We start from the raw sequence: 22,877 nt of genomic DNA on the forward strand, positions 1-22,877 counted from the left end.
TAAGCTCCTCCTATGTGTAACGGTTATTGTGGTTTATTCGATGTCTGCTGTTCAATGGAACGAAGATTCCTCGGTTATTTGTTTGGGTTTTCTAAGAAACAAGCTGAGAACCAGTCCTACACAAGCAATGCAGGCAGCCAGGAAAAAGGTGTCCGAAAAGGATGCAGCATGGGACTCCATAGGGTTGGTTCCAACAGAGTTACTCGGCAGGCTAGATGTCATCCGGGAAGATAAATATCCCGTGAAGCCGGCTACGGCAAACGAGGCGATGACCTGCTGTGATGCACTTGTGAGCGGAGTAACCCGGCTTACAAGGTGCTTAGGGGTTGCATTTAATACATGCGTATTCAAGGACATCATCGATAACCCCATGCCGGAGCCCATGAAGAACAATACGATCATGATGAGTAGTACAGGGGTATCGGTTCGAACAAAGGACATCGTGAACAACGCAGCTGTCATCAGCGTCATTCCGGCCACAAGCGGGGGACGTGCGCCCACCTTATCAAAAAGCTTTCCTGCCAGAGGCATAAAGATCATGGAACCGACTGCCTGCGGCAGCAGAATGAGCCCGGTTGTCAGCGGAGTAAAACCTCTAATCTGCTGAAGAAGCAGCGGGAATAGTAGCACGGAGCCGAACATCGCTGCCTGCATGATCCAGGAGATGATGATGCCACGTGTAAAATCAGCCGATCTGAACGCACGCAGCTCAAGCAAAGGCTGTTCTTGTTTTAAGCAAGACCATATGAAAAGAACAAGTGCTAACCCACCAATGATAAGACCGGATAAAGTCCTGGTGGAAGTCCAGCTTACCCCTCCCTCACTGACTCCATAAGTAATCATGGCAAAAGCTGCGGGTCCAAGAAGTATGCCGACAATGTCCAGAGACGGAGCTTCCTTTTCTGAAAAGGAAGGCAGATGTCTGATGCCCACGAATAGTCCGATCATGCCAATGGGGAGATTGATCAGAAAGATCCATTGCCAGCTGACAAACTCAATCAGCCATCCGGACAATACGGGACCGAGCGCTGGGGCAAGCAGTAATGGAATTCCAAACATTCCTATGATAGAACCTCTTTTGTCCGGAGGTGCCAAACGGTATACCATGGCCATCCCGATCGGCGATACCATACCGCCACCCATGCCTTGAATAACCCGAAAGGCGATGAGCTGCTCGGCTGTCTGGGCAAAAGCACATAACACGGATCCTATCGTAAACAATCCGATCGATATGAGAAACACCCGTTTGGGCTGAAATTTATCCGATAGCCATCCCGCGAGTGGGATGACCGCGGACAATGCAAGCGTGTATGCGGCGATCGACCATTGAATGGTTTGCAGGGGGCTATCAAAATATTGAACCAGCGTAGGTACGGCGACATTGACAACCGTGCTGTCCAACAGGACCATGAAGGTGCCGATGATGACGGCAAGCAATGGCGCAAGGATGTCTTTAATTGCAAAAGCTCTTTCTTCTGAGGTGTTACGGATAATTGCAGATGGATCTGACATGATGGTGAACCTACTTTCTTTTAAAAATTTCGAGTTTTGCACTATTTGGTTTTTTAAAAAACCATTGAGTCATTTATAATAGTAACGATGAACGTAATTTGTGTCAAACGGGCACCCATCAAGTTTTTTTCGAAAAATATAACATTTCGGTATACTCGTCCATCTAATCTTATAGAGGGCCCTCAAGAAGGAGATGAATATCGTGCGAGAATTGGAACATGAAGTCAAGAGAGCGCAGCGAGGAGATCTTGAAGCGTTTATCCGGCTCTTCCGGAGGCTGGAACCCGAACTGTATGGCTTGGCGAAGTCCATTCTAAAACGCGATGAAGATTGTGCGGATGCTTTTCAGGAGACAACACTTAAAGCATATAAATCTTTATCTACATTACAAAAACCAAAGTATTTTAAAACCTGGGTGATTCGGATTCTGATCAATGAATGCAATCAGCTGCTTCGAAGCAGAGAGCGTACTGTAGTCATGGCAGAAGTGCCTGAGCGCGTAGGAACATCCAACTATTACGAGGACAGCCACAAGCTGGATCTTCGTGAAGCGGTAGAACGCTTAGATGAATCGCTTCGAATCGTTATACACTTGTTCTATTTTCAGGATTTGCCCATTAAGGAAATCGCAAGCGTGCTTGATATCACGGATGGAGCGGTAAGGGCACGACTTCACAGAGCACGGGGAATATTGTTTGATCAGGTAAAACAAAATCGGAAGGGGAAGCTGGCCTATGAATCCTTTTGACTTGGACAAAGAACTTCGGGAGATAGGGAAAGTGCCTCAGCGCGAGGTTCCGGATATAATTCGCCGTCATCAGGACGAGGTTTACGCTTCTCTGACAAATCTTCCGATGTTAACGAGATCGAACCAGCAACAGCGTTCCACTAAGATACGCAGAATGGTAGCAGCTACAGCCGCGGCGGCCATGATTGCGGTGATAAGCAGTGCTTACGTTTCACCGGCAATGGCAGAATCGCTAAAAAAAATTCCGCTGATCAGCAGTATTTTCAGGTTAGCCGATGATTTGGGGCTACAAACAGCGGGGGAGCGGGGGTTGGCATCTGAACCGAACGCTAGCGTAACGCATCAAGGTGTGACCCTTCGAATACCGCAGGTTGTATATGACGGGACTCGTTTGTCCCTGGCGGTGAAGCGCGAAGGTGAAGGATTTACCGGGGGGATATCGGATGTTGAAGTTATCCAGGAGGACTTGGATACAACGCATAGATTTCAAAGAGGAGCCATCACCGATGTGGAGATGCTCATTGACGGTACCTCCATCCATGACCCCGGCCTAAGCGATAAACCGGGTCTGATTGGCAAGCCGACTTCGGATCCCAACGTCGTACTGTACGAACTCATAGGATTTTCACATTCAGAAAATCAACATCAATCCCTGCCGGATCAATTCCAGTTAACGGCCAAAATTACGCTTGAAGGAATTGATGCCCCTTATATCTTTAATGTACCTGTTCGGAAAAATACAGATCAAATTACGGTCTCGTCTGGAGAAACAAGAGAATGGAACGGATTTCAAATTACGCTGGAGCAGCTGAAGTTCACTCCAATCACCACAGATCTCATCTTGAATCTGGAACGTACGGACAAGTCAGGAGAGCTTGGGCTTGGTGAGCATCATCTGCTGTTCGAGGTTTGGGATGATCGGGGGAGAGAGCTCGGCCGGATTTCCGGGAAGGGAGTCTACCGGGATGATCGACAACAACAAGAGCTGCTGGAGTTGATGTTTGACCGGTTTGAAGATGCGCCAGAATCCATAACGATCAAGCCATTTCTGCCCGTCTTTCAAGATCCCGCAGCTAACAGCGGCTTGTACAAAGTCGATAGTACCGGAGAAATGGCCAAGGCGTACCTGAAGGAATTGGAGATTACCATTCCAGTGGATCATCTCGGTTTGGATAAGCTCTATGACGTTCAATGGTAAAAATATAAAAAGACATATCAAGGAGATCCTATGAAAAAAAAATGTAAAGTCATGTCTACGGCAGCACTCGCTGCGATGCTTCTTGGGGGAACGGTCTTGGGTCATGCTGACGCAGCCGCCGAGAAAACTAGTGCCAACAGCAATTCTACGCAGATAATGGCTGCTGCTTCAGCTATATCTGTTACCCAATCCGGAATCACTCTTCGGGTAACCAAGGCAGTATACGACGGGAACCATGTCAGCATTACGATCAAACGGAGTGGCAAAGGATTTACTGGTGGAATTACGGAAGGGAAGCTGGATAGTAAGACCGGTGAATATATTATGGAGAAAGGTTCCATCAGCAATATGAACATCCTGATCGACGGCAAATCAATCCATAGTACCGGAAGTCTGTCACAAAGACCGAGTTTAAGCTGGAAAGCAGGCGGTGATCCGAACACAGCGATCATTACCCTGACGGATGCATCACAGCTTGGAGGAAACATCAAGGCTTTTCCCGATAAATTCAAGCTCAATGCCGCTGTTACCCTTGAAGGTGTAAGCAAACCCTTTACCTTGGATATTCCGATACAGAAAGGTTCGAGCAAGCCGGTTGTCTTAAAGCCAAATCTCACCAAGAAATCGAATGGTCTAAGCATGACATTGAACAAGGCTACCCTTACGACTACTTCGACAAGATTACAGCTCATACTAAAAGGTCCTGGCAAGAATTCGATTTCCTTTGATGTTGTGGATGATCAAAGTAGACAGCTTAACATGATCAGTGGCAGGGGGACCGACGAGAATAATAAAAAAGGTGATTACTATTATGATATCCTCCTTGATGGGCTGGGCAAAAATGTGAACTCATTGACCATAAAGCCCTTTAAGCCTGAGCTGGAAGATGACGCCTCCGGTCAATATAAGTTGGACAGCAAAGGCAACATCATCAAACAATACATGAAAGATATTGAGATTCGCCTTTTGGTCAAATAGAGCTCATAAGATAAATCCGGATTAGAAAAGAACAAACATAAAAAATAGAAATCGAATGGAGAGAAAAAAACATGAAAACAATGTATAAAGTAATGAGTACCGTGGCACTGACAGGTATGATTCTGGGTGGAGCAGTATGGGGAACTGCTCAAGCGGCGAGTATAACGGCAACAAAGCCTCAAGCGTCCAAGAGCATGGTCCAAGACGAATCCAAGGTAGCTAGCGATACCCAACAAGGGATTACCCTTGGAGTGTCCAAAGCATTATACGACGGCAACCATGTTAAAGTTGAACTGCAGCGAAGCGGTAAAGGACTTTCCGGCAGTTTAACCGGTGGCCATTGGGATGAGCAGATGGGTGAATATATCCATGATAAAGGTTCTATCCGCCAAATGGACGTCTTCATTGACGGCAAATCCATACACGAATTTGCGGGAGGGGATTTGTCGAAAAGACCAAGCGTAAGCACATCGCCGGGTTCAGATGCGAATCATGCGATTATGATACTGAGCGATGCTTCCCTGCTTGGAGGCAATCTTGAAGCTTTTCCTGACAAGTTCAAGTTAACGGCTAAAATAGATCTGGAAGGTGTTCAAAAACCGTTTACATTGGAGCTTCCTATTCAAAAAATGGCGAACAAATCGGTTGTTCTTCAGCCTAACATAATTAAAAAAATGGATGATCTCCGCTTGACGCTAAAGCAGGTTCATTCAACAGCTCACTCCACCCGAATTCAGTTCGTTCTGAAGGGCGGACATGATTCAACGATCCTGTATGATTTCTTTGATGATCAAGGTAATGAACTGGAGCGAATTTCGGGAAGAGGCACCGATGAGAACAACAAGAACGGTGATTACTATTACGACTTTATTCTGGAGGCTCCGGAAGCGAACGCAAAATCGATTATCATGAAGCCGTTCACGCCTGAATTCAAAGATCCCAATGCAGCTTCAGGCGAATTCAAACTGGATAAGAACGGAGAGATCGTCAAAAATCACTTGAAAGATCTTGAGGTGAGTATCCCTATTAAATAATTCACTAGACTACTCATTTGGAGCAAGTGAAGAAGTGCCCGCAAAATATCTCGACGGGCACTTCTTTTTTATATTTCGCTAAATTACGAAATTTAACCAAAAGTTAACCTAAAATCGCAATGGATAAGAAATATACCTGCATCTGGCATGCAATGCTCTGAAGAGAAATGGAAGTCTTAGAAGCAATCTGGTTTTGACGTTTAATTTACTTATACGAGGGAGTGTACCAATCGATGATTAGCAAAGTTGGTCAAATATTGGTGTACCTGAATAATCAGGATCAAGCCGTAAAGTATGAAGAAAACTATTTTGCTGTCATGGAAAAATAATAATAACCGGTCCGCAAGAACAACCATAGATCACATGGATGTGAAGTCGCCTATTTGGCGGCTTTTTTTGCATGTTCTTTTATAGGGAAGAAATGCTCCCGCTGACAAGCTTTAGCCGCCTGATTCAGACCGCTGAAATGATGTGCGTTATACTTTTTCCCTGCATTCGCTATAATGGATACAGTGATTTAAGGAAGGGAATGTCATGCATGAAGAACGTGATCGTCATTGGTTCGGGAATACTTGGGGCATCGACTGCTTATCAGTTAGCCAAAATGGGAGCGGAAGTGCTTATTATAGACCGCCATGATAAAGGACAGGCTACGGATGCCGCGGCAGGCATTATCTGCCCCTGGTTATCGCAAAGACGGAATCAGGCTTGGTACCAATTAGCCAAGGCCGGCGCGCGTTATTACCCTGATTTAGTGAGAGAACTCATCAGCGAAGGTGAGACAGAAACGGGCTACGCACAAGTCGGGGCCCTTAGCATTCACGAGGATTTGGATAAAATCCGCAAGATGGAGGAACGGGCTCATAACAGAAAAGCGGATGCTCCGGAAATCGGTGAGATCACCCGGCTGAATGAGGAAGAAACCCATGAGCGTTTCCCATTGCTTCGAGATGGCTATCATTCCGTTCACATTAGCGGCGCCGCCCGTGTCGATGGTCGTGCACTGCGCGATGCGCTGATCCGGTCCGCTCAGAGGAACGGGGCCAAGCTTATAAACGGGGATGCCGCATTGTTATATCAAGCTAATCGCGTAACCGGAGCCGCTGTCGGAGCAAGGAGATTTGAGGCAGATGAAGTCATTGTTTGTGCTGGTGCATGGGCTAATCAATTGCTTCAACCACTAGGCATTCACTTTCAGGTTCGTTTTCAAAAAGCGCAAATCATGCATGTGCAGGCGACTGACCGGCAAGATACAGGCACCTGGCCGGTCGTAATGCCGCCATCGGATCAATATTTACTCTCTTTTGATAACCAGAAGATTGTGATCGGAGCAACTCACGAAAATGAAGTCAAAGGCTACGATACGAGAATAACAGCCGGCGGCATGCAGGAAATCCTGAATAAAGGATTGGCCTTGGCGCCGGGACTAGCTGACAGCACGTTTCAAGAGGTCCGTGTCGGATTTCGTCCGTTTACCCCCGGATTTCTTCCGGTTATAGGTGCTGTCCCTGGCTGGGAAGGCCTTATAACCGCAAACGGACTGGGCGCGTCCGGATTGACGATGGGCCCCTTTATCGGTAGTCAATTAGCGAAATTGGCTCTTGGAATACCACTGGATATCGACATCGATGCTTATGATATTCGTACAGCGATCGAAGAGCGTTGAAGCATGCCGGCTAAATCGATCTGAGCATGCAATTGGTGAGCGGCATCTTCAGTCACTATAAAGAAAGCCGCGAAAATCGCGGCTTTTGTTGTTGAGAGAAATTGTATTCCAATCGATTATACGGCAGATAATGATTCGTTCACGCGTTTTGCTTTCAACCTGCCAAACAGGAAGCGAACGGTCGGGCCTACAATGAGAAGTTGAAGCGGCAGCGCAAACACGAAATTTTTAATGAAAATGGAGAAGTAGCTTCCAAGCAGTGATTCCCCTCCAAGCTGATTTGCATAATAGGAGGAAGCTAGCCCGTACATGGACATAAAAGTAACCATGCCGATCACCATACAAAATGCCATCATCACAATCATAAGGATTTTACTGGATTTATTACGCAATAAGGAAAAAACAATTTTCTTTGCTATGGGTCCGACAACAAACGATTCCAATAAGAAGGCAATCACGAAGCCCAACACCAATTGCAGGAGTATGGCCATAAACGATATGTTCCCAATTAATCCGTTTGTGAACAAATTGTAGGAGGTCATCATGATAACCATCCCCAGACACATCATCAAACCAAAATAAAAATTTTCTTTTTTTGTTGCTGGCAATTTCATCATCCTTTCTAGTTACCTTTGTCATTATAGAGATCGGAGAAAGTCTCTCGTAAGTGAAAATTCTGTGAACATTTTCTGAAAACATTCCTTTGCAAAGTACAGCAATGACTAATTTCATTGCATTTCAGGGTGGGAGATCCTTTATTTGGTTTTATAGTCCTAAAGGACCTACGGCTGATATGCGTGACCTTCATATCGTGATAGGGTAAAGGCTAGGATAAGACAGCCAAGCGAAGTGGAAACTAACGAAGCCGCCGTCAATCCTCCTTTTTTATCGCAAAATGACCACATTACGATATTGGTCAATGAGTACTGGATGCGATTTCACCCGTCCGGTCAAAGGGACGCATACTAAAGAAACTATGGATCATGGAGGGAGATCGAATGTCGCATATGAAGCAAGTACCTCAACCTAAAACTTACGGACCGCTCGGCAATCTGCCGCTGCTGGATTCCGCTGCTCCGGTCCAATCGCTTGTGAAGGTCGCCTCGGAACTTGGGCCGATATTTCAATTTCAATATCCGGGTGGACGCAGGGAGCTGTACGTCTCCGGCCACGAATATGTCAAGGACGCGTGTGATGAGAAGCGTTTTGATAAACGAATCTGGGCGCCGCTTCAGAATGTCCGTCCTTTTGCAGGTGATGGATTGTTTACGAGCGCTACACACGAGCCCAACTGGAAAAAGGCACATAACATCCTGCTCTCCAGCTTTAGCCAGCGTGCGATGCAAGGCTACCATACCAAAATGGTTGATATCGCGATGCAGCTCATCCAGAAATGGGCTAGGCTCAACCCTGACGAATCTGTGGACGTTCCTGCCGACATGACTCGTCTGACGCTGGATACCATCGGCCTGTGTGGTTTTAATTATCGCTTTAACAGCTTCTACCGGGAAGACAATCACCCGTTTATCGACAGCATGGTGCGGGCCCTTGATGAAGGCATGAATCAGCTGCACCGTCTCGGAATACAGGACATGTTTATGATTAAAAAGAAGCGGCAGTTTCAGGAAGATGTCCAGAACATGTTCTCGCTAGTTGACGAGCTCATACAAGATCGCAAGAAGTATGGCGGTGAAGAAGGGGATTTGCTCGCGCATATGCTGGAAGGCGTCGATCCAGACACAGGCGAGCGCCTGGATCAAGAGAATATTCGTTATCAGATGATTACCTTTCTTATCGCGGGGCATGAGACGACAAGCGGATTGCTGGCCTTTGCTATTTATTATTTGCTGAAAAATCCGGATAAATTGCATAAAGCGGTAAGCGAAGTGGACCGCGTTCTGAAAGATCCCGTGCCGACTTACAACCAGGTGCGGGAGCTCAAATACGTCCGCATGGTTCTTAGCGAGTCGCTGCGTTTATGGCCAACGGCGCCTGCCTTCTCGTTATATGCGAAGGAAGATACGGCAATCGGAGGAACCTATCCGATTCAGAAGGGGGACAGCGTAACGGTCCTGATTCCGGGACTGCACAGGGACTCCCGCGTGTGGGGAGACGACGTGGAGACGTTCAGACCGGAGCGCTTCGAAGATCCCAGCAAGGTACCGCATGACGCGTATAAACCATTTGGCAACGGACAACGCGCATGCATCGGGCAGCAGTTTGCGCTGCAGGAGGCAACCTTGGTGCTTGGCCTGGTGCTCAAATATTTTGAATTGATCGATAACCAGTCTTATGAGTTAAAGGTTAAGGAAACACTCACTTTGAAGCCGGAAGGGTTCCATATTCAAGTTCGAAGCCGTCAGGACGGGGCTGCACTGTTGGTTCCGGCAGGAGGCAAGACGGGGGCAAACGATTCGGAGAAGCGGGAATATGCCACGTTGTCCGATACAACCGGGACTAATGCTCATCATACGCCGCTCCTCGCGTTATACGGGTCCAATCTGGGCACGGCAGAGGGAATTGCCCGAGAGGTGGCGGATGCTGCGAAGCACCAAGGGTTCGACAGCCAGGTGGGCACACTGGACGATTATGCCGGAAGGCTTCCGAAGGAAGGCGCCGTCATCATTGTAACCGCCTCGTACAACGGGCAGCCCCCTTCCAATGCCAAAGCATTTATGGAATGGCTGGAGGATGCCGATGTATCAGAAATTGAGGGTGTGCGATATGCGGTATTCGGCTGCGGAGACCACAACTGGGCAAGCACCTATCAGCGGATTCCGCGCTTGATAGACGATCAGCTTGCAATCAAAGGGGCGCAGCGACTGCTTACGCGTGGTGAGAGTGATGCCAGCGGAGACTTTGAGCGTGAAGTCGACGAATGGACGGAGCATTTATGGCCGGATCTGATGCAATCGCTAGGACTCCCTCTTACGTCCGTCAATGTGGCGAAGCGCAGTGCCCTGTCCGTCCAGTTCGTGCAGGGAGCGGCCGCCGTGCCTCTGGCTGAAACCTACCAGGCTGTAACCGGGCACGTTGCTCATACCCGCAATCTGCAGCATGCGGATAGTGGAAGGATCACGCAGCATATCGAAATCTCGCTTCCCGCGGGAACGGATTATCGTGAAGGAGATCATCTGGGGGTGCTTCCGGTCAATCCGGTGACGCTGGTTCAGCGAGTGCTCCGAAGATTCAAACTGGACGCGGGTGCTCATCTTATCTTGTCTGCTGAAGGAAGAAGCGGTGCGCATTTGCCGACAGGCATTCCTGTCCGTCTGGACGACCTGCTGTTCCGCAGCGTGGAGCTGCAGGAGCCAGCCACAAGAGCACAGATTCGGGAGATGGCCGCTTACACGGTATGCCCGCCGCATGCCAAAGAGCTTCAAGAACTGCTTGCGGAAGCGACCTATCAGGCTGAAGTGCGGGCCAAACGGATCACCATGCTCGACCTGCTGGAGCGGTATGAAGCCTGCGAGCTGCCGTTTGAACGGTTTCTTGAGCTCCTGCCACCATTGAAGCCGAGATATTATTCAATTTCCAGCTCCCCGAAGGTTAGCCCGAATACGGCAAGCATCACGGTCAGTGTCGTTCGGGGCAGTGCTTGGAGCGGTCAAGGGGAATACCGGGGCGTGGCTTCCAACTATTTGGAACAGATGGAGACGGGCGCAGAGGTTCTGATGTTCATTCGTTCTCCGGAGTCGGGCTTTGCGCTGCCTGAGGATCCGGCAACGCCAATGATTATGATCGGTCCAGGCACGGGCGTGGCTCCGTTCAGGGGGTTCATCCAGGCAAGACAAGCGCTTCGGGAGGCTGGGCAGGAGCTGGGTGCTGCGCATCTGTACTTCGGCTGTCGGAATCCGGAGCAAGACTATCTTTACCGCGAGGAGTTTGAGCAGGCGGAGAGAGAAGGCTTGGTCACCTTGCATACAGCCTTTTCAAGGATAGACGGTGTAGATAAATGCTACGTCCAGCATTTAATGACACAAGACGGAGCGTTATTGCTGTCACTGCTTGAGGCAGGAGCACGAATGTACATTTGCGGTGACGGTTCCCGGATGGCCCCGGAGGTAGAGCAAACACTAATGCTTTCCTATCGGGAAAGACATGGCGTTAGTGCAGAAGAGGCTGCCGCCTGGCTATCCGAGCTGGAGGCGTCGGGACAATATGTAAAAGACGTCTGGGCGGGATGAGGGTCATTCCAGCGAATTTGTTCTACAGATCTCCTTTCGATCCAGTACTGTTTTTATGTTAAGATGATCAGTACATGAGTAATGGAAGAGATTCGAAGGAGAGTGTGACTTATGCACGAAGAAACCTGTGTTCCGACTGGCGTGAAACCTCAAGACACCGGCTTTGGTTATACGTTATCCTTGATCGGCGGTAAATATAAAATGATCATCTTGTACTGGCTGTCTGAAAATAAGGTGATGCGGCATAATGAGCTGAAGCGAAGCATTGGTTCTATATCCTTTAAAACGCTAAGCATCATGTTAAAGGAGCTGGAGGCCGATGAGCTAATCGTTCGCACGGAATATCCCCAGGTCCCTCCAAAAGTCGAATACACCTTGTCGGAACGCGGACTATCCCTCATTCCTGTGTTACATATGATGTGCGAGTGGGGAGAGAAAAACAGTGTGCCGGCTCTGGAAGCTGTGCAACTGGAAGCATGAGGTTTTGTTATATTCAAAGAAGTATTTCCTGAACAAGGAAATACTTCTTTTTTAACGGCTTCATTCGGTTTATTTATCACATGTTGTCTATGAACTTCAAATAGTCTCGTGCACTTATATCCAGTGCGTTATCAGGAGGCGATAGGTCCATGTCAGGCGTGTTGCCTCCAGGAGCAGCCTCTTGCCCATAGTAGGCAAAGAACGAACGATAATCTGCGTCGCAGTACAGGAAGGTCGTTTCAAAAGGAGTTAGGATCTGGGCAAGCGTGTAGCGATACCTTCCGTCTTCCCGATAATCTTCTTTCTTGATGCCGGCGGATACAGCTAAAGCCACTTTCCGATTCTTTAATTTATCGCCTCTTGAACCGTAAGCCCAACCATAAGCAAAAACATCGTCAAGCCATTTCTTGAGGAGTGGCGGGCAATTAAACCAATAGATCGGAAACTGCAAAACAAGATGGCTATGCGATTCAATAAGCTGTTGTTCTTGTTGCACATCAATGTTTCCGTCGGGATAAACCCTATGCAATTCGTGTACGGTATATTTTTCCGGGTATTGTCGGAGTTCTTCTACCCACTTCTTATTAATGACGGATGTTTCCAGGTTTGGGTGTGTAACGATAACAAGTGTTTTCAATGATGTATCCTCCTTGAGTATGATTGATATTCTTGAGTATAAAGCGCGCACTGCAATTATGTAAGTATGCACTTTTAGTACAGGTACTTACCAAAAGGTGAGTGTTGGCGGAGGATATCGTTGATTGTAAATTGTAGAGTTTTCAGAAAAATAAAAGACAACCATCATCGCATATTATGATATATAATAATTTGCACTGGCTGCATTAGAATGAACGCACGCGGGTACATAATTTCTAGATCACCCTCTGAATAACCGTTAAATGTATGTAAGGTCTATATTCGGAGATATTATCTGGTATCATATTATTTTCATAAAGGAGTTCTTGTTTAATGGTAGATTTTTTTATGAAATTCAATCCCATTATCCAAGCATTACTAGCCACCTTGTTTACTTGGGGAATGACGGCGTTAGGGGCGGCTCTTGTTTTTTTTACAAAAACATTGAACCAGCGTCTGCTGGATAGTATGTTGGGTTTTGCCGGCGGTGTCATGATTGCGGCCAGTTACTGGTCCTTATTGGCTCCAGCCATCGAGATGTCGGAAGGCAATGCGATTGGAAACTGGTTTCCGGCGGCCTTCGGATTTTTATTAGGTGGAGTTTTTATATGGGGAATCGATAAGGTATTACCCCATCTTCATCCCAATTCTCCGATTGGAGGAGCGGAAGGATATAACCCCAAAGTGAGAAAACGGAGTACTCTGCTGGTCCTCGCTATTACCCTCCACAACATTCCGGAAGGGTTAGCGGTCGGGATCGCATTCGGTGCGCTTGCCAATGGAGGGACTGAAGCATCGTTGGTAGGGGCTTTGACGCTGGCCTTGGGCATCGGTATTCAAAACTTCCCGGAAGGCGTTGCAGTTTCCATGCCCTTACGAGGTGACGGAATGTCCCAGAGAAAAAGCTTCTTCTATGGACAGTTCTCGGGTATGGTGGAACCCATTGCCGCGGTAATCGGCGCGGTAGCCGTTGCCTTTATTGAACCCATGCTCCCTTACGCATTGAGTTTCGCGGCCGGTGCGATGATTTTCGTTGTAGCCGAAGAGGTTATTCCAAGTTCGCAAGAAAAAGGGAATAAGGATTTGGCTTCCATGAGTTTAATGTTCGGTTTCGTATTGATGATGATTCTTGATGTGGCGTTGGGATAGCGACGAGAACAGCCAGCCGGGTGCGGACTGGCTGTTTTGTCGTTCACCCCGGCTAAGCTATACTGGACTAAAGTCGAGGTTCTCGTCTCATTCGCTGGACCAATGCTCAAGTCTCTAAATGGATGCTATACTGAATAGGACTTCAGGATTTGGCAGAAGAGAGACAAAAAGGGACGACGGAAGGAATGGGAACACATTATGCAAAAGAAAACAGGTATATTGATCGTAGTGGCCGGCGTACTGCTGTTGCTCTTTACGATGAACCCGAGGAACATTTTTTCGGATGTTCAATTCGGATTTCCCTTTAAGACCAAGAAAATTAATGATGAGAAAACATTCGCCGCTGATGATTACCGGGATTTGTCCATTCAAACTGGAAGCTCCGACATTGAAATCACAAAAGGAAATGCAGACGAGATTAAAGTCCGGTTGAACGGAAAGGTAAGCACAAAAAATGCAGACCAAGTGAAATTGAAGGTCGAGCCGAACGGAGATACGCTGGAAATCGGGGTTGATGTTCCTGACGGTATTGAGTTTGGTGTGAATATTATGGATATCGTTTTATCCGTGGAAATACCGGAAAAGCAATGGACAGCGGCCCAAATTGAAAGTGGAAGCGGCGATATCGAGATCGGGAATATGCGTGGAGATGCTGTCACCGTTAAGGCAGGCAGCGGGAATATCAATATTCAGGAAGTAAATGCAGGTTCACTTACGGTGTATACCGGCAGTGGTGATATTGAGGCAATGGAGATTGAAGCCGAATCCTTTATGTTGGAATCCGGATCCGGCACTATAGAGGCGGAACGCTACCATGCCACAACGCTGAACTTTCAGACTGGAAGCGGCGATGTTGAACTGAAAGACGGGGAGTCGGACGTACAAGGAACGACAGGTTCTGGAAACATACACCTGGAATCGGAGCGGTTGATCCATAATACCGACCTCCGAGCCGGAAGCGGGAACGTAAACATCGATTTGGCTCAAGAGCCTTCCTCCCTGGAAGTTGATTTTCAAGGAAGCTCCGGTGAAGGAAAAATCGAGTGGGACGGAATACAGTATGAGGTAAAAGACGAAGACGAAGGCAGGCTGAAGGGGACGTTCGGCAATGGCGACATAGCACTGAAAGTTCGCACTGGCTCTGGAAACTTCAAGCTGGAATAAAGTTGAATACAATAGAATCGACGATTTGAAGAGAAGACACCCCGAATTGGAATTCTCCCCTCATGGCAGACAACGAAAAAGAGACATCTGTTAAGATGGCTTTACATGTTGTCTGCTGGAGGGGATTTTTTCATTGGAATAAAGGACGTGCTAACAAGAAACTTTCAGTCGGACACGCCGGTGAAAAAACTGGTCAGGGATATTGTCTTCATTCGTGCGGGGGAGCGCAAACTTACGGAGACTGTTCAGAAAAGCTAAACGACCGCTTCCCATTGGAGTTCCGGGAAACGGTCGCAGCTTACAGATGTCACTTTATTGGCGTCAACTTGGCAGGGGTATGACCAACTTCGATGTCTCTTTCATTAAAAGCCAAAGGCTTGTTGAACCAGTCTCGCATAGATGGCGGCAGCTTCCTTGCGCAGAAGTTTGTCGGACGGCCGATAATCGGCGGCCCCGTTTGCGTCTGTTGTCACCTCGGGTCCATGCATCCCGGATCCGACCATGAACTGTACGGCTTCGTCTGCCCATGCAGCCGGTTTTGAGCTGAGTTTGGCAGGAACCGCCTTGGCGCCAAGCGTGTTTTGGGCCACACGCCATATTATAGCAGCAGCCTCTTGGCGCGTGATCGGCTGATCCGGTTCAAAGTTCTGGCCTGGTGTGCCGGTGACACCTCCCATGTCCGCGACATTCTGCACATAACCAGCGAGAGGGTGCCCTTGCATATCCTTAAACGAACTCGCGCTATCGCTAGGCTTCATCCCGGCCAGCCGGCTGATAACACTGACAAACTCTGCCCGCGTAATCGGTTCATTCGGTCGGAAGGTGGATTGCTCATTCTCCCCAAAAGCCTTGAGGGACTGCATGAAGTAGATATCCATGGCATAAGGATTCTCTTCCGGAACGTCGTTGTACGCAGCAGGCTCCGCGAGCTTTTCGGACATGCTGTCTATCGCCGTATAATACATATACGCCACATTGCCGTTATCATCTTCCTTGAAGGCGGCAGGCGTACCGTTCTCATCTACGAATCGCAGCGGACCGACCGGCGTGAGTTTATGTTCGCCCAATGCATCCGAGACTAACAACTCACCTTGGCCGGCCTTCACCTGTGTGGCGATAATCGGTGTTCTCAAACTTCTGAACATGCCCTCGAATTTCTTGAGCTGCTCCTGATTAAGCGGGAAGTCGTCCGGCTGAACCTGCTTCTTCGGATAAAAATGATCCATAAATGCGGTGAAAAATTCGGCTCGGATCGATGTGCTCGCGTCACTGTTAACAACGATCAGGCCTCCGACATTCTGGTCGGGAAGGAGCCAAAGCCAGGAATGATAGCCATCCAAATCGCCACCTTTGCCAATCAGGGTTTGGCCGTTATGGCTGCTGTGCATGAACGATTCAAAACCGTATGACATCAACGGAAGACCAGCTGCATCATAATGCGTCTGATGCATCAAACGCATGGTCTCTTCCTTCATAATGTGGGAAGATCCGAACTGGCCCTTATTTAGATGGGCAGTGATGAAATTGGCCATATCGGTACCGGTGGCGAACATGCCGCCTTCCGGCGCGATGGTAGGTATGTTTTGGTACGGCTTAAACGGATGACGTTCGGCATTGTAGCCAGTCGCAAGGTTTGCGATGATATCCTCATCCATCCGAAATGCAGCGTGCTCCATTTGTAGCGGGGTGAAAATATGCTTTTTTACATAATCTTCAAACGGTTCTCCTGATACCCGCTCGACAATGTAGCCCTGCATGGAGGAGGCAAGATTATCATAGCGGTAAGCCTCTCCTGGCGTGCGAACCACAGCCGGTGCATTTAACCGGATAAAGTCGGCAAGCGGCATCTCGCCCTTCTGAATGATATGCTGCGGAAGCGAGTAGTCGTCCGTAAAGTCGAAGCCTGTTGTATGGGTCAATAAATGCTCAACGGTGACGGGTGTCCCGGTGTTGTTGGTGATTTTAACATCCGGCATATAATCGGTTATGTCTTGCTTCAGGTCGATTTTTCCTTCCTCTACCAGTTGCATGACCGCCGTCGCGGTTATCGATTTGGATATCGAGGCCATGCGGAATAAGGTTCGATCGGGGTCAATCTTTTTCTTGGATTCAAGGTCGGCATAGCCGTAGCCCGTATTCAGCAGCACCTTGTCGTCTTTTACGACCACAACAAGCGCACCAGCCAGCATGTCCGAAACCTGGGGTTTGGCAAAATAGGCGTCGGTGAACGCCTTGACTTCTTTGGCACTCAGTACCGGTGCTCCCGTTTGCTGTGTTAAAGCTGTACTTGAGGCGGGTTTAGCCGTATCGGCAAAGATATCGGCAGGGAAAGCCAGCAGGCTAGCGGACAGTACGGAGGCTGCCAGGGCACGAATGGTTCTGGATTTGCTTTGTTTATTTGGCTTCATGGGTTCCTCTCCTTGTCAATCGTATTTGATTTCCACTTCATGGTAGACGAAGGAGGGAGATGGAAGAACGGTCCGCAGAATGAGTTTTAACTGGCTCTTCGGAGGGAACCAGGCCTCGACTTTGGTCCAGGGGAGATAGAATAACCGAGGCGAAATCAATCGTTTTATATCGATTGTTTTTAATTAGTACAATTTGATTGCGTTATTTAGGTAATATACTATCAAAATTTATACTTGTTATTTTATAATAGTATAAACATAGAGATGTCTGGGGGATGAGGAAACTGAATCTATACATCAAGGAGAGCGGAAATAAGCAGGCAGCAAGGATGATCGTTTTTTTGCATGGCGGCGGTGTAAGCGGATGGATGTGGAGCAAGCAGATTCCCTTTTTTGAAAACAGCTTCTGCCTGATACCTGACTTGCCCGGACATGGGCGCAGTCCCGGCAATCCGCCTTTTTCCATAAGCCGCACCGCGGAGCAGCTTAACGAGGTCATTTCGACCAAAGCTGATGGACGGGAGATTGTTGTCTTCGGCTTTTCACTAGGTGCGCAAATTCTCGTGGAGATGATATGTCAGCGACCCGGCCTTATTGATTACGCCATCGTAAACAGCGCATTGCTGAGGCCGATGCCGACAGCGCTTAAGCTGATTGAACCTTCCGTTCGAATAAGCTTCCCATTAACAAGATACAGATGGTTTTCCAGATGGCAGGCAAGCACGCTGTATGTGAATGAGGTTGACTTTGAACAGTATTACGCGGAAACTCTGCATATGAAGCGGGAGATGCTGGTTTCGGTGCTGAAGGAGAATATGTCCTATTCAATCTCTCCGCGGATTCAAGAATCCACAACGAAGCTATTGGTCACGGTTGGGGAGAAGGAGAGAGGCATTGTTAAAAAGTCGGCTGAAGATCTCGTGCAGCTGAGCGAAAACGCTGACGGGATCATCTTTCCCGGTGTTGGGCACGGCATACCGCTTGCTGATCCGGCGCTGTTTAATCGGGTAGTGAACCACTGGCTTAACACCGGTACAATTCCGGAGGGTACTCCTCATTTATAGCGGGGACGGGCAGATCATAATCCTCCTCATAAAATGGCTGTAGACTTTGCCCTTAGGGCAAGGTGTATAGTGATCTTGAACCAAGAGCGATAAACCAGAAAAGAGGTGAACCTTTGCTGTCGATTGGAGAATTCTCCAAAATATGCGAAGTATCTACAAAGACACTTCGATATTACGATGAGATCGGATTAATTCATCCGGACCAGATCAATCCGGAAAACGGTTACCGATATTATTCCATTAGTCAATTAAAGAAAATGCTCTATATTAACCGTTTGAAGTCTTATCATTTTTCGCTGGAAGAAATCAAGGAGATTCTGGACGAGGAAGCGGATCCATCCGAAGAGAAGCTTCGCTTCGCCCTTCATCGCAAACGTAGGGATATTCAGGAGAAGTTAGACACGTATGAATATATCCTAAAACAAATGAACCAGGATATCTTGATTCTGGAGCAGGGCATACATCTGATGTCATATCTGGATGATATCGAAGTACGGCTTGTTGAAACAGGACCAATGAATATCCTTTACATTCGTCAGATGATGAGCAGTGATGACTATGCTTTAGGATATGGCGGGTATTACAGCAGATTGTACGAAAAGATTGCCAGGGAGCAGCTTACCTTGGTCGGAACACCCATGACGATATATCACAGTCCGGAATTCCACCCTGCAGGCAATGACACCGAGTTTGCCCTTCCGGTCAGGGAGGCTGTAAAGGGAACGAGAGTGTTGTCCGGTGGCCTTTGCGCGAGGTCTGTTTTAAAGGGGGCTTATTCCAATTTGACATCGGTATATGCCAAACTGAGGGAATGGATAGAAGATGAAGGATATGCTTTGACTCAATCGCCCTATGAAGTTTATGTAACCGACCCCTATCAGGCCTTGACTGCCGAGGAATTGGTGACCGAGGTGTATTTCCCCGTGACCAAAAAATAAGAGATTTACATATACCATATAGCTTGTATAACGAATTCTGCGAGGTATCTATTATGAAAAGAAGCTGCTGGCCAACGACATTATGGCAAACCCTAGCCCCGGCGACGGTGGGAATGGACGCTGACAAGCTTTCAGGGCTGGATTCATGGATCAAAACCGAATATCCCGATATTCATGGCATAGTCGTGGCTCGACACGGAGCTATCGTTTATGAAAAATACGATCATGGTTATGGCCCGGAAGATCGGCACCATGTTGCATCGGTTACAAAGAGTATCATATCTGCACTCATTGGCATTGCTATAGATGCAGGCTATATACAACATGCAGATCAGAAGGTGCTTGATTTTTTTCCCGAATATGAACCTAAGGCTGACGCTCGACAACAACGGGAAGTAACGATACGCCATCTGCTCACGATGACGGCTCCATATCCATTTGAGGATTGGCACGAACCGCTGGACAAACTGTGCATGCAATCGGATTGGGTTCATTATACGCTGGATATGCTGGGCATCGGTGGAAGTCTGGGAGCATTTAAGTATTCTACTGCAGGGGTGCATCTCCTCTCAGCTGTCATAACTCGCAGCACAGGAAAAAGTGCCCGCGCGTTTGCTAACGAATACTTGTTTAAACCGATCGGCATGAACGAAATTCCGGATTATGACATGAATTCATTCGGATTTGATGATTTATTCGGAAAAGACGTCAGGGGATGGGTCAAAGATCCAGCCGGTAATTCTACTGGAGGATGGGGGCTTACGCTAAGTCCTCGAGATATGGCTCGTTTCGGCTTTCTTTATCTGAACCGCGGCACATGGGACAATCAGCCCATTATATCGGGGGCATGGATTGACCAATCAACGGCGATGAATCCCAACCATTATGGATATCTATGGTGGTTGCGCGATGAGGACGGAGTATCTGCATACTCGGCAGTAGGCGATGGAGGCAATATCATATGCTGCATTCCGAAGCAAGACTTGGTCGTAGCCATTGCATCAGCATTTACCGTCAATCCGCGGGATCGATGGACACTGATTAAAGAACGCATTATCCCGGCGGTTATCGACTAAATAGATCATCGCAATCTTTGTCTCGGTATCAGTTTCAATATGTGGTTGATGTCAAAAAAACAAAAATATCTGCGCATCTGAAGCCGCCAAATTGGCGGCTTTTACGGTTGCTGCACACTCTTTCAGGCAAAAATCGCAATCGGTGGCCCTTCTTAGCCATTCTGATGTTACGTGTATTTTCATACATTGTATGGACAAGCGAAAACAGAAATAAGCAGAGGGTGGGGAGGAATCGTTGTGAAGCTGCATCAAATCCAAGTGACGGGCATGACTTGCACGGCTTGTGCAGCCCGGATCGAGAAAGTCCTTCGTAAGGTGCAAGGCATTCAATCTGTCCGTGTTAGCCTCGCCTTATCTCAGGCCACGATTCATTATGAACCGACGCAGATTGGTATAGAGAAGATCATGGAGAAAATCGAAAAACTTGGCTATGGAGCGACTGACAGGCTGTCGCATCCACAGGCCGGGATCGGTGCGGAGACGGGAGCTTATCGCATCCGGTTTATTATTGCCGCTTGTTTATCCATGCCGCTCATATGGGCGATGATGGCGCATGTTGCCGATTGGCCAGCACAATGGATACCGAATTTGTTGATGGAACCCGTATTTCAATGGGTGCTCGCTACCTTGCTTCAGTTTGGCGTTGGGTATCCTTTCTATTATGGAGCTTACCAGGCATTGATCCATCGTACGGCAAACATGGATACTCTCGTTGCGTTAAGTACCTCGGTGGCTTACTTCTACAGCCACTATGTCATGTTTGAATCCCGGGACAGCTTCACGCATCCAACGCTTTATTTTGATACGATCGCGATGGTGATGACCGCGGTTCTGCTGGGCAAGTGGCTTGAGACCATGGCCAAAGGCAGAGCGCTGAAACAGCTTAGTGCCTTATATGAGCTTCAGGTTAAACGGGTTCGAGTTTTACGCAGTCATGGGGAAGAATGGCTTTCAGCGGATCAGGTGCAGATCGGAGACCGCATCCGGGTGAATCAGGGGGAATGGATCTCCATTGACGGCTTTGTTCAGTCGGGATCGGCGGATGCCGATGAATCTATGCTGACAGGTGAAAGTACAGCAGTGGCCAAGGGCATGAAAGATCGAGTCTACGCCGGAACGCGTTGTCTGATCGGAAGTTTGGACATCGTGGTTGATAAGTATCATGACGAAACCCGCCTGTCTCAAATGATTGGGCTAATCGAGTCCGCGCAGCAGGGGAAACCGGCCATTCAGCGAACCGTAGATCGTATAGCAGCGATTTTTGTTCCCTTGATGATCGGTTGTGCTGCGCTTACATATGCGGGGTGGCTCTGGATTTCCCAATCTCCCGATGCATCCGAAACGGCCATGCGCCACGCGCTGTCTGTTTTACTGATCGCCTGTCCCTGTGCGCTTGGGTTAGCTACGCCGGTATCCGTCCTGATCGCAACCGGCTCGTCAGCCCAAAGAGGCGTTCTGTTCAAAGACGGCCGTTCTCTGGAGAGTTTGCGCCGAACCGATGTCGTATTGTTGGATAAGACCGGCACGTTGACGGAAGGAACGCCTCAACTTACGGCGATTCACACTGCGGACGGCGTCAAAGCCAAAGCTGCCTACGTGCTATCCATGTCGGCTGCGGTGGCTTCCCGGTCCGCCCACCCGTTAGCACAAGCCATTGTACGAGCTGCCCAAGACAAACATTCCCCCATTTTGGAAACCCAGAAATTTCAAGAGCGGGTTGGGAAAGGGATGGAAGGCTATGTCAGAGGTGAGCACGTATGCGTGGGAAATCGAAGATGGCTGCTGGAGCAGGGCATACAGCCGGAGAGTCCTCCAGATCACCCCGGCTATACCAGGATTTATGTCGCCGTGAACGGGAAGTGCATCGGGTCGCTTGTATTGATTGACAAGCTTAGAAAAGACGCCCGGAAGATTGTACAGGAGTTAAAGCGCCGAGCCGATGTGTGGATGGTGACCGGCGATGAGGAGCAGGCCGCCGTGGCGGTGGCTGCCGCGGCTGGGATCGATCAGATGCGTGCAGGCATGCTTCCTGAAGACAAGCTGGCATTCATCCGCGAGCTTCAACATCAAGGGCGTTCCGTTGCGATGATTGGCGATGGCATAAACGATGCGGCTGCGCTAGCCGTGGCAGATGTCGGCATGGCGATGGGCGGGGGAGCGGACGCCGCTAAACAGGCCGGCGACATCGTACTGATCGGAAACAAGCTATTCAACATCATCGATGCGTATAGGTGGAGCCGCCAAACGATGCGGAACGTTCATCAGAATTTGCTGTTTGCTCTATTGTATAACGCCGTTACCGTACCATTGGCCGCATGCGGTTATTTGGATCCGCGCATCGCTTGCATCGGCATGGCGGCAAGCTCCGTGATTGTTGTTGCGAATGCGCTTAGATTGCAGCTGAAGGTGCAGAGACTGGATAAGAGCCGCATAATAATGTGAAGACGGAGTCCCAACCCGTTGATATGCAGCCACCGGTACGAGTCCGAGAGCCTGGGATATCACCCGCACCTGGAATATGGTCATACCTTTGGCTAGATAAAGAGCAGGGATGTACGAGGTGTGGAAGACATAACAGCTTATTGGCAGGGTACCGTGTTGACTCTACCGCTAACTGATCCTGAGTAGCCTCCCTCTCA

Annotated in this window: 17 protein-coding genes; 13 read left to right on the forward strand and 4 right to left on the reverse strand. The window is 48.5% G+C overall.

From position 1 onward, the window contains the following. Positions 1-51: 51 nt before the first annotated feature. On the reverse strand, positions 52-1,512 hold the full coding sequence (locus MKX98_RS14590) for an MDR family MFS transporter (RefSeq protein WP_339223722.1): 1,461 nt from the start codon (positions 1,510-1,512) through the stop codon (positions 52-54). Between the two features lie 193 nt (positions 1,513-1,705). On the opposite strand from MKX98_RS14590, the gene MKX98_RS14595 reads away from it, so the two are divergent. The 5 genes from MKX98_RS14595 to MKX98_RS14615 all read left to right on the forward strand — a co-directional run bounded on the left by MKX98_RS14595 (position 1,706) and on the right by MKX98_RS14615 (position 7,136). Then, complete coding sequence (locus MKX98_RS14595) at positions 1,706-2,260, forward strand: sigma-70 family RNA polymerase sigma factor (RefSeq protein WP_339223723.1); 555 nt, start codon at positions 1,706-1,708, stop codon at positions 2,258-2,260. Continuing rightward, complete coding sequence (locus MKX98_RS14600) at positions 2,247-3,458, forward strand: DUF4179 domain-containing protein (RefSeq protein WP_339223725.1); 1,212 nt, start codon at positions 2,247-2,249, stop codon at positions 3,456-3,458. Before MKX98_RS14595 ends, MKX98_RS14600 begins: the two co-directional genes overlap by 14 nt. Positions 3,459-3,488: 30 nt before the next feature. Next, on the forward strand, positions 3,489-4,436 hold the full coding sequence (locus tag MKX98_RS14605) for a DUF5643 domain-containing protein (protein WP_339223727.1): 948 nt from the start codon (positions 3,489-3,491) through the stop codon (positions 4,434-4,436). A 71-nt stretch (positions 4,437-4,507) separates the two neighbouring features. Further along, the gene (locus tag MKX98_RS14610; RefSeq protein WP_339223728.1) at positions 4,508-5,470 is read left to right on the forward strand and encodes a DUF5643 domain-containing protein; all 963 of its coding nucleotides are present in this window, start codon (positions 4,508-4,510) and stop codon (positions 5,468-5,470) included. Between the two features lie 538 nt (positions 5,471-6,008). Further along, entirely contained in the window at positions 6,009-7,136 is a 1,128-nt protein-coding gene (locus tag MKX98_RS14615; protein WP_339223730.1) for an FAD-dependent oxidoreductase, read from the forward strand. A gap of 116 nt (positions 7,137-7,252) precedes the next feature. Here MKX98_RS14615 and MKX98_RS14620 read toward each other — a convergent pair whose 3' ends face one another. After that, positions 7,253-7,744, reverse strand: coding sequence for a hypothetical protein (locus MKX98_RS14620; protein ID WP_339223732.1), 492 nt, complete (start codon positions 7,742-7,744; stop codon positions 7,253-7,255). Positions 7,745-8,134: 390 nt separating this feature from the next. Between MKX98_RS14620 and MKX98_RS14625 the strand changes: the two genes are divergently transcribed. Next, positions 8,135-11,323 carry a cytochrome P450 gene (locus MKX98_RS14625; RefSeq protein WP_339223734.1) on the forward strand — a complete coding sequence of 1,063 codons (3,189 nt, stop codon included), beginning with the start codon at positions 8,135-8,137 and terminating at the stop codon, positions 11,321-11,323. Positions 11,324-11,434: 111 nt separating this feature from the next. Beyond that, positions 11,435-11,803: a helix-turn-helix domain-containing protein gene (locus tag MKX98_RS14630; protein WP_194542412.1), complete on the forward strand. Its 369-nt coding sequence runs from the start codon at positions 11,435-11,437 to the stop codon at positions 11,801-11,803. 76 nt (positions 11,804-11,879) lie between these two features. On the opposite strand, the gene MKX98_RS14635 is transcribed toward MKX98_RS14630, so the two are convergent. Further along, positions 11,880-12,440, reverse strand: a complete 561-nt coding sequence (locus MKX98_RS14635; protein ID WP_339223736.1) for an NAD(P)H-dependent oxidoreductase — start codon at positions 12,438-12,440, stop codon at positions 11,880-11,882. A 332-nt stretch (positions 12,441-12,772) separates the two neighbouring features. Between MKX98_RS14635 and MKX98_RS14640 the strand changes: the two genes are divergently transcribed. Together MKX98_RS14640 and MKX98_RS14645 are read left to right on the forward strand one after the other, a co-directional pair. Then, a complete protein-coding gene (locus MKX98_RS14640) occupies positions 12,773-13,588 on the forward strand; it encodes a ZIP family metal transporter (protein WP_071221625.1) in 816 nt (271 codons plus the stop codon). A 198-nt stretch (positions 13,589-13,786) separates the two neighbouring features. Continuing rightward, the gene (locus MKX98_RS14645) at positions 13,787-14,752 is read left to right on the forward strand and encodes a DUF4097 family beta strand repeat-containing protein (protein ID WP_339223739.1); all 966 of its coding nucleotides are present in this window, start codon (positions 13,787-13,789) and stop codon (positions 14,750-14,752) included. Positions 14,753-15,114: 362 nt separating this feature from the next. Here the strand turns inward: MKX98_RS14645 and MKX98_RS14650 are convergent, their stop codons facing one another. Further along, entirely contained in the window at positions 15,115-17,160 is a 2,046-nt protein-coding gene (locus tag MKX98_RS14650) for a serine hydrolase (protein WP_339223741.1), read from the reverse strand. A gap of 275 nt (positions 17,161-17,435) precedes the next feature. On the opposite strand from MKX98_RS14650, the gene MKX98_RS14655 reads away from it, so the two are divergent. The 4 genes from MKX98_RS14655 (at position 17,436) to MKX98_RS14670 (ending at position 22,680) form a co-directional block, all read left to right on the forward strand. Next, positions 17,436-18,224, forward strand: coding sequence for an alpha/beta hydrolase (locus tag MKX98_RS14655; protein WP_339223743.1), 789 nt, complete (start codon positions 17,436-17,438; stop codon positions 18,222-18,224). A gap of 113 nt (positions 18,225-18,337) precedes the next feature. After that, positions 18,338-19,162 (forward strand): MerR family transcriptional regulator, encoded by an 825-nt coding sequence (locus MKX98_RS14660; protein ID WP_339223745.1) that lies wholly within the window; start codon positions 18,338-18,340, stop codon positions 19,160-19,162. A gap of 53 nt (positions 19,163-19,215) precedes the next feature. Further along, positions 19,216-20,238 carry a serine hydrolase gene (locus tag MKX98_RS14665; protein WP_339223747.1) on the forward strand — a complete coding sequence of 341 codons (1,023 nt, stop codon included), beginning with the start codon at positions 19,216-19,218 and terminating at the stop codon, positions 20,236-20,238. 237 nt (positions 20,239-20,475) lie between these two features. Then, positions 20,476-22,680 (forward strand): cation-translocating P-type ATPase, encoded by a 2,205-nt coding sequence (locus MKX98_RS14670; protein WP_339223749.1) that lies wholly within the window; start codon positions 20,476-20,478, stop codon positions 22,678-22,680. The last annotated feature ends 197 nt before the right edge of the window (positions 22,681-22,877 follow it).

Origin of the sequence: Paenibacillus sp. FSL W7-1332 (assembly GCF_037969785.1) — a bacterium.
Taxonomy (GTDB): domain Bacteria; phylum Bacillota; class Bacilli; order Paenibacillales; family Paenibacillaceae; genus Paenibacillus_AQ.

Bases quoted from the DNA above. Each gene is read 5' to 3' on its own strand.
- MKX98_RS14615 (WP_339223730.1), top strand. From the start codon at position 6,009: ATGAAGAACGTGATCGTCATTGGTTCGGGAATACTTGGGGCATCGACT.
- MKX98_RS14625 (WP_339223734.1), top strand. From the start codon at position 8,135: ATGTCGCATATGAAGCAAGTACCTCAACCTAAAACTTACGGACCGCTC.
- MKX98_RS14640 (WP_071221625.1), top strand. From the start codon at position 12,773: ATGGTAGATTTTTTTATGAAATTCAATCCCATTATCCAAGCATTACTA.
- MKX98_RS14650 (WP_339223741.1), bottom strand. From the start codon at position 17,160: ATGAAGCCAAATAAACAAAGCAAATCCAGAACCATTCGTGCCCTGGCA.
- MKX98_RS14665 (WP_339223747.1), top strand. From the start codon at position 19,216: ATGAAAAGAAGCTGCTGGCCAACGACATTATGGCAAACCCTAGCCCCG.
- MKX98_RS14630 (WP_194542412.1), top strand. From the start codon at position 11,435: ATGCACGAAGAAACCTGTGTTCCGACTGGCGTGAAACCTCAAGACACC.
- MKX98_RS14645 (WP_339223739.1), top strand. From the start codon at position 13,787: ATGCAAAAGAAAACAGGTATATTGATCGTAGTGGCCGGCGTACTGCTG.
- MKX98_RS14595 (WP_339223723.1), top strand. From the start codon at position 1,706: ATGAATATCGTGCGAGAATTGGAACATGAAGTCAAGAGAGCGCAGCGA.
- MKX98_RS14655 (WP_339223743.1), top strand. From the start codon at position 17,436: ATGAGGAAACTGAATCTATACATCAAGGAGAGCGGAAATAAGCAGGCA.
- MKX98_RS14610 (WP_339223728.1), top strand. From the start codon at position 4,508: ATGAAAACAATGTATAAAGTAATGAGTACCGTGGCACTGACAGGTATG.
- MKX98_RS14605 (WP_339223727.1), top strand. From the start codon at position 3,489: ATGAAAAAAAAATGTAAAGTCATGTCTACGGCAGCACTCGCTGCGATG.
- MKX98_RS14600 (WP_339223725.1), top strand. From the start codon at position 2,247: ATGAATCCTTTTGACTTGGACAAAGAACTTCGGGAGATAGGGAAAGTG.
- MKX98_RS14590 (WP_339223722.1), bottom strand. From the start codon at position 1,512: ATGTCAGATCCATCTGCAATTATCCGTAACACCTCAGAAGAAAGAGCT.